3 protein-coding genes are annotated in these 8105 nt (G+C 54.7%); all 3 read right to left on the bottom strand.

The window, feature by feature from the left end:
* Window positions 1-1829 (bottom strand): invasin domain 3-containing protein (locus GGR91_RS00020; protein ID WP_183938868.1); only part of this gene is annotated, 1829 nt, incomplete at its 3' end.
* Between the two features lie 39 nt (window positions 1830-1868).
* Window positions 1869-2456, bottom strand: a complete 588-nt coding sequence (locus GGR91_RS00015) for an invasion associated locus B family protein (protein WP_183938866.1) — start codon at window positions 2454-2456, stop codon at window positions 1869-1871.
* A 10-nt stretch (window positions 2457-2466) separates the two neighbouring features.
* A partial coding sequence (locus GGR91_RS00010) for a YDG domain-containing protein (protein ID WP_183938864.1) occupies window positions 2467-8105 on the bottom strand: 5639 nt, incomplete at its 5' end.

Below are 8105 nucleotides of genomic sequence, written 5' to 3'. Positions count from 1 at the left end.
GCCGCAACAAAGGTCAGTGCACCCGTGGTCAGATCAATCGCGAACTTCGCCTGATCCTCACCACCCACAAGGCTCCAAGTGACTGCCTCACTGGCAGTTGGCGTAGTTACTGCAGTCTGGTTCTCGTTCACCGAGATCGCAGAGGTCGCGTCACCCGCAGCGCCGCTTGGGCCCGTAATCACAGGGGGCGCTATGTCGCCGACAGGATCAATCGGAATGTGGTTATTAATGACCCCATTAGACGTGCTCGCCGCGTCGGCGCCGATCGTGAAGTTGAAGAACAGATGGTAAGTGGTTGCCTGTACGCCCGTTGGCGCTGTCGATTGTGCCTGGATTAACTCCAAACCACCACCAAGATTAGGCGTGTAGGTTCCACTTGGCGCGATTGCCGAACTGGGTGTGCCGGTAAAACCTGTTGGCGCAACAACTCGAATTTCATATGTCCCGGACGAAGCTGTGCCATTCAAAACGAACGAATAAGCGCCATCGGCACCGGTCGTCTGATCATTCGCACCGCCAAGGTTTGTGTCGAGCGCGGTATTGCTGACCTTCGTGCCGCCGAAATAGAGCGACGCAACGGCATTGGCGACCGGTGCACGGGTCGTGCTGTTGTAGATGACACCCGCAGGGTCAATCACGACTGCATCGACGTTCGTTATGGTGCTTGATGACCCAACCGTAACGCTGCCAACAACATGGCCTTGGTTCGAGCCGACGGCTGACTTCGCCTTCGCCTTGAAACTACCCGTTGATTCAAACTGGATAGAATAAGTGCCGGGCGCGACTGCGGCGAAGCTATATGTACCACTTACGCTTGTCGTTGCTGTTGCGACAATTTGGTTTGAAGCGTTGACCAACTTAACTGAACGCCCGCTAACCGCGCTGCCGTTCGCGCGCACCAATGTGCCCGACACGGATGATGTGCTGACAAATTGCACCTGTGCATTATCTGAAATTGCCAAGGCTTCTGTCGTACCGGTGATTGTGGCGGTCACGACGCTGGTGGAAGACGTGAGGGTCGCGGTATAGGTCCCGTTGTTATTGTCTGTGACAGATGACAATGTTCCAGCGGTCGTCGCAAGCGTTACTGCCTTGCCACCCGTCGTCAGATTTTTACCATTAACGTCCTTCAGCTGAACTGTGATCGTCGTGGTCGATGTTCCATTGGCCGAGATCGACGGGGCAGCTGCTGTGATGATTGATGTCAATGCAGACGACGTCGTAGATGCCGGGGCAGTTGTCCGATAGGCGTTCAAGGCATCCAACAACCCGTTGGTGGCGGCATTGCCGCTGACGTTGCCAGAATCAGCATAGGTTACAGTACTGCCGACAAGCTGAAGCAGGTAAGTTTTACTGAAACCATTACGCGCAGAATATGTTGTGCCGTCGTTCACGCCAGCAGCAACGGTTAAGCCGATGCCTTGCACCGTGCCATTATCGGTATCGCGCCAATTCACCGCTGCCGGGAAGGTCGAAGTTGACCCATTAGAGAAAAGCATTGTCACAGTGACCGAATAATCATTGCCTTGGCTGCCGCCAAAGGCTCCATTGTTCGTTTGCTGCGAAATAGTAACGTTCCGAATACCCAGCGTAGTAAATGTTTTGATTGAAACTGGTTGGTGGGCGTTGTTTGAATATTCGCCGACGAAACCTTTTTCGAAACCGACACTCACGGTGCTGGTCGTCTGGGCACGGGCATTTTCTGGCAAAATAACCAAAGCCAGCAGCGCCAACACGGACGCAAAATTACGCGCATATTGCTTTTTGAACGCCGCCAACGACGTAAGCATCACCATCCGCAAAATTGCGTGCACCAGATTCATAAACATTTCACTTTTCCTCAAGGCCAGATCGTTATGTGACCGACGTTATTTTTTGATTGCGGCCAAGACGTCTTTCGCGCCGTCTAGGGGTACTTCGACTACGAGAGTCTTGTCGTCTCCACCCCAAGGGCGGAAGCCAACTTTCATGACCTTACCTGCAATAATTTGGCCTTGGAGGCTCTCGTCAAGTTCAACAACGGACTGGCAACCATCCGGTAAACATGTGGTGTACGCCACCTTGACTTCGGCACCTTCATCAATCTTAATGACGGAGCCAGCGCGCAGATCAACGCCAAAAGGCAAAGTTAGAACAGCAAATGTTCGCCCCTGATCCGTCGCGAGCAGCGCCTGCAAAAGGCGACCCTTAGTGGTGTCATCGGAATAATTTTGTGTTTGAACCGCGCGGCAATCCGTCGCGTTTCCTTTGTTGCAGAGCAACTCCCACTTTCCGAATGTGTTCTTAAGTTCCCACTCAACTGGCGCCGCAGCCGGTGTGGCAGGTGTCGCCGGACTGGCTGGTGCAGCCGCAGTAGGGCTGTCGCCCTTTTTCGCACGCGCAGCCTCTGCAGGTGCGGCGCCCAATAAGCTCACGGCGATAACAGCCGCCGACAAAGTATTTACAAATTTAGCCATGTTTAATCCTTCAAGGGTTTTTTGAAAATTTCAGGTTCAGAATTACAGAGATTTGGTAACCTTCTTCGTCGACAGCCGTCACCTCGACATCCAACTGGGAAACGCCGTCAGGCGCGGTCCCTGACAGAATGTTACGCGTGGTATCGAACGTCGCCCAAGCAGGCAGAGCACTTCCGTCCGGTGAGGCTGCACTGAGTGTAATCCGAGCATCACTACGCGCATGGCGGAAAGCCGTTTGTGGAACCGTCAGTTTGAACACCGTCCCAGCATCGAGAGCCGGAGGATTAATCGGATCGACCGAAATAAATCCTCGACCGGACGTATCAGCCGAAGTCGACCCGTCTCCAACCGAGCCCGTATCAGCGGCTGTGGTGGTGCCCGCTTGTTGCGGCGACGTCGACGAACTCGAAGCGGCGGCACCCGAGGTCGTGCCAGTCGTCGATCCAGTCCCAGAGGTCTGTGACGATGTCGACGAACCGGACGAACTTCCACCAGCATTGGTGCCAGCAGCGGTGCTGACTGACCCTTGCGTCGTCGTAGACGAACCCGAAGTCGTGGTACCACCCGAAGTCGTACCGGTACCGGTGCCGCTTTGCCATATAATGCCACCCGAGGTCGTGCCCGTCGTTGATCCAGTCCCTGAGGTCTGTGACGATGTCGACGAACCAGACGAACTACCGCCAGCAGTGGTGCCAGCAGTGGTGCTGCCGGACCCTTGCGTCGTCGAAGACGAACCCGAAGTCGCGGTGCCACCCAAGGTCGTGCCCGTTGTCGATCCAGTCCCTGAGGTCTGTGACGATGTCGACGAACCAGACGAACTGCCGCCGGAAGTCGTGCCACCCGAAGTTGGCGAAGGTGCAGGAGATACAACCACTACGGGACTTGCGAGCGCCGGTGCGGAAGTTGGCGAGTTAACGACCGGCAGGTTCTCATAGGTGCTAGATATCGTGACCACAGCAGGCTGCGGTATCGATATCGAAACCGGGGTCGTTATGGCGCTGAGCACGGGAAGGGCAAAATTTGACGCCAAAGACGTCGGAGTGCTCACCAGAACAATCTGGCTAATATAGTTGCCAATAACGCCTGCTTCCGCGGAGTTGGCTCGCGCGTTTGCATAAGAAAGCACTTGGCCAGCTATACCCGTATTGATTGTCACCCATCCGGTAAGATCTGCACTTCCGTCATAGACCTTCATTGCCGACAGAGTGACCGGTTTTGGCGTAATCGAACTAGACGTGTTGTTCACATAGCTGATCGCGTAGTTAGACAGCTGGGTATTTGCACCCGCAACAGCCGCGCTCACTACAATGGCCTTGTCACTCAGCACCGTGCCGCTGCTATTGCGGCTTACGTCCGCGTTAGCATAAACCAGCGTTGCGCCCGATACGGTTTCACTACCCACCAGGCCAATCACGCTATAGCCTGTGCCCAAAGCAGAGCTGTTCACCGCAGTGGTGGCGTCATACACCTTGGTCTGTGACAGCGCAGAAACTGTCAAAGCCTTAGGATTGATCGTGCTGGTCGAGTTGCTGGTATAAGTGACCGCATAATTCAGGCCATTATTGCCGTCATTTACCGTCACCCCGGCAACCGTTACCGAACGGTTTCCGTTGCCAGCGTTTGCATTGGTAAAGGCATAGTTGCCACCGCTCACGCTATCCAACCCGAACAGCTGCGTGTTGCTACCGGCTTTGACAATCGGTGCGGGTGCCACAGTGGCACCTGCAACGCTCAAGCCACCGTCGTAGGTTTTCACCACATTCGACGTGGTCAGTGTTAGCGGAGCTGCGAAGATGTTAGCCGTGCGGTTGCCGTTCAGCAGCGTATAGTTAGTGGCCAAGCCAGTCGCACTGGTCAGGGTCAACGTGCCAAGACCAACTGTCTTGTTCTGGCCGACATTCTTGTCACCCAGCGTACCTGAGCCCGTCAGACCAAGCGTCTCAGAACCAACCAGCGTACCGATTGTCAGATTAGCAGCCGAAACCGACGTTGTTGCGTCATATGCGCGGCCACCCGTCAGGCTGACCACAAATGGCGTAATCGTACTGGCCGTGTTGTTCACATAGCTGATTGTATAGTTGCCGCCATTATTGCCATCACGGACGGTGACGTTGGACACACCTACGGTCTTATTGGTGCCCGCATTAACATCGGTGAATGTGAACGTACCACCTGACAGTGTATCGGACCCGATCAAACGCGGGCTGTCGTCAGTCACAACAGCGGTGCCAGTGGCATTCGCCATGCCATCATACATCTTGCTGAGATCTAGAACGGTAACCTGCAACGGCGCCGGTGTTATCGTGCTGGTGGTATTGGCGGCATAAGTGATCGCATAGTTAGCCAGATCCGTATTGGTTGCGGCCAATGCGCTGCTGACCGTCACGGTCTTATTATTCAGAACGGCACCGCCCGCGCCCCGTGCAACATTTGGATCAGCATAAAACAGTGCCACAGTGGCAATGCCTTCTCCCTGCACCATGTTGCTCACGTCAAAGCCGATGCCTTGGCCCAGGGCTGTAACCTGGGTAGTGCCGTCATAGACTTTTGTCTGCGACAACGCTCCAATAGTGATCGGACGTTGCAGAATTTGGCCAGTTGCCGTTCCTGCACTGCTTAGCAATAGGTAATTGCTGGCGTCAGAACCACCGAGCGAAATGCCCGAAATCACAACCGAGCGCAGACCAACATCCTTGGTATCGAACGAGCCCACCGATAGCGCTACACTGATATCGTCACCAGCGTAGATGCCGTTGAACGCGGCTGATGCCACCTCAGCAGCCGTTGTGCCGTCATAGACCTTGTCACGAATGACTATGTCCGAAACGCCCGAAAGTATCGCAGGCGTGATGGAGCTGGCCGTGTCAGCGACATAGCTGATGGTATAGTTTCCAAGAATTGTTCCCGCTGAACCAACAGCTGTGCTCGGCAGGATCAGCTTAGTACCCTGACCAATATTCTTGCTATCATAAGTCAAGGTAACCGAAGCAATCGCATCGGAACCGATCATCGGGCCAAACGTAAAGCGTTCAGTTCCAGCTAGGGTCGAAGCATCATATACCTTCGTTTGTGCCAATGCTGTGACAGTTGTAGCGAATGGATTGATGGTGCTGGTGCGATTATCAGCATAGGTAACTGTGTAGTTCGCGCCATTGTTGCCATCATTGATTGTAACACCGGAAACGGTGACCGACTTGTCACCCAGCACGGCGCCATTGGCGTTGCGACTGACATTGGCATCGACGAACGCAAAGTTACCGCCGCTAAGGCTGTCGGCGTCGAACAATTGGGTTCCACTGCCAATTTTTACAATTGGTGCAGGTGCCTGGGTCGCCCCGACCATCGATACGCTGCCGTCGTAAGTCTTAACCGCGTCCGAGGCGGTCACAACCAGCGATGCTGGAGTTATGGACGCCACCTGCACGCCACCCGCGAACGTATAGTTTGATGCAAGTCCACTGTTGGCGCCACTACCACTCAGCAATGTGAGGCCAGTCGGATCGATCAGCTTATCCGTGCCAACATTACGGTCGGCAAATGCCCCGTTGCCAGCCAATGCGAGCGTCTGGTTACCAACCAGCGCACCCATAACCAGCTTTGATGCTTCGATAGTTGCTGCACCATCATAGACCTTCGTACCGGTCAAATTGACGATATAGGGCGTGATAGTTCCAGTGCCCGTCGCGGTCGTGTTAGACGGCGACCAGCTGTAGTTGGACAGATCGCCCGTTACCGAAATACCCGTCAGCGTAACAGACTTCGCTGCGCCCGCGTCAGGATCATCAAAACGCACATTGCCAAAAGTGACCGTCACATTGTCGCCCGCAATGACATTGGTAGCCAATGTCCCCGTAGCAGCCGTTGTGCCATCATACGTCTTGGTCGTTACCACCGGTGTGAAGGTAATCACACGGCGCGTAACATTGGCAAATGCCGACGGGTTAGCGGCCAGCGTGTAGTTGCCGCCGTCTGTCCCTGTCAGTCTGTTGACCTGCACCGCGATGAACTTGTTGGTGCCGATATTCTCGTCAAGGAACGAACCGGAGTAATCATAAGTGATGATATCGCCGGCAATCCGGTTGTCCGAAATGTTAACCTGTGCATTCGTCGTGCCATCATACTGGCGGCTTACGCCTGTCGCGGAGGCGATCAGCGTGCGTGGCAGGATGTTGGCTTTCAAGCCCGTTGGCTGAATGAGGTTATAGTTTCCTGCATCCGGACCAGCGAAGGTAACCTCACTGCCGATAACAGCAATATCTGTTCCAACATTCTTGTTGGAGAACGTACCCGTCATGCTCGAGATGCTAATTTGGTCACCCTGGACAAGACCGGCAAGCGCCGAAACCGACGTATTGATGATATTCGTTGTCGTCCCGTCATAGATTTTGTCGGTGGCAACAACACCAACAACCGTTACGTCTTTCTTGAAGATCGACGCGGTCGCCTGATAGGTCGTCGGCAGCGTAACATAGTCCGTGCTACGTGCGCTTGGCGTGGTCTGTGCAAGAACGTTGACGATCGTCACGCCCTTGTTCTCACCCGCCGTCTTGTCGATAAAGTTGGCGAATGGATTATAGACGAGGCTCAAAGTCTCGCCCACGACCTGATTTCCAAGTGTCAGGCTTGTGACTTGGATTGCAGTGTTACCATCGTAAGTCTTATTCGGAACGACTGCGTTGAGTGTCAACTGGCGCTGGTCGACTCTCACATTATGCGTGCCCCCAGCCAGTGTATAGTTAATCGCAAGCCCCGAGCCGTCCGTCAGAGCAAGCGTACCGACTGAGCCCAAAATCTGAGACTGCGGGGTCGCCCCATTGAGCGTAACGTGCGAATTCGAGATTGTCCCTACGCCCGTAAGCCCAAGCGTTTCCTGACCGACCCGCTGGCTCAGCGAGAAGATTTCGGAGTTAACGTCCGTCGTCCCGTCATAAACGCGGTTGCCGGTCAGGCTGATGGCATAAGGGTTGATCGTGCTTGTATTGTTGTCGGCATAAGTGACAACATAGTTACCGCCATTGTTGCCATCATTGACGGTTACGCCACTCGCGGTCACAACCTTGTCGCTCAGCACAGCGCCAGAAGAGACGCCGCCAGCGCGGCTGACATTTTCACCGACAAAGGCATAAGTACCACCGCTCAGGGTGTCGGCCGTATTGGCGTTGCTGACATTCGTGAACAAGCTACCAACTGTCACGACCGGCGTACCAAGCGCTGAAGTCGTTGCATCATATGTCTTAATGACATTGCTGGTGCTGACCGTGATAGCAGCCTTGTTGATCGTGCTCGTTATGTTGCTGGCATAAGTGACGGCATAGTTGTTGCCTCCATTACCATCGTTGACGGTGACGCCCGCAACTGTGACGGTGCGGTCGCTGCTGCCGGCATTGGCATCGGTAAAGGCATAGCTGCCACCAGACAGCGTGTCGGAACCGAACATTTGCGTATTGCTACCCGCCAGGACAATCGCAACAGGAGCCGTCGTTGCGCCTGCAACGCCCAATGTGCCGTTATAGGTCTTCACAACATCGCTTGTGGTAACTGTGACAGCTGCCTGCGTGATGGTCGCTATGCGGCCACCATTCACCAGCGTGTAGTTGCTGGCCAAGCCAGTGCCGTCGGTCAGGTTCAACGTGCCAAGGCCAACAGCCT

Source organism: Sphingorhabdus rigui (genome assembly GCF_014196595.1).
Lineage (GTDB): Bacteria > Pseudomonadota > Alphaproteobacteria > Sphingomonadales > Sphingomonadaceae > Sphingorhabdus_B > Sphingorhabdus_B rigui.
The sequence above is the reverse complement of the archived record's forward strand: the minus strand, read 5'-3'. Positions and strand labels throughout refer to the sequence as shown.

Excerpts from the sequence above, each read along its gene's own strand:
- GGR91_RS00015 (WP_183938866.1), bottom strand. The coding sequence starts at position 2,456 with ATGGCTAAATTTGTAAATACTTTGTCGGCGGCTGTTATCGCCGTGAGC.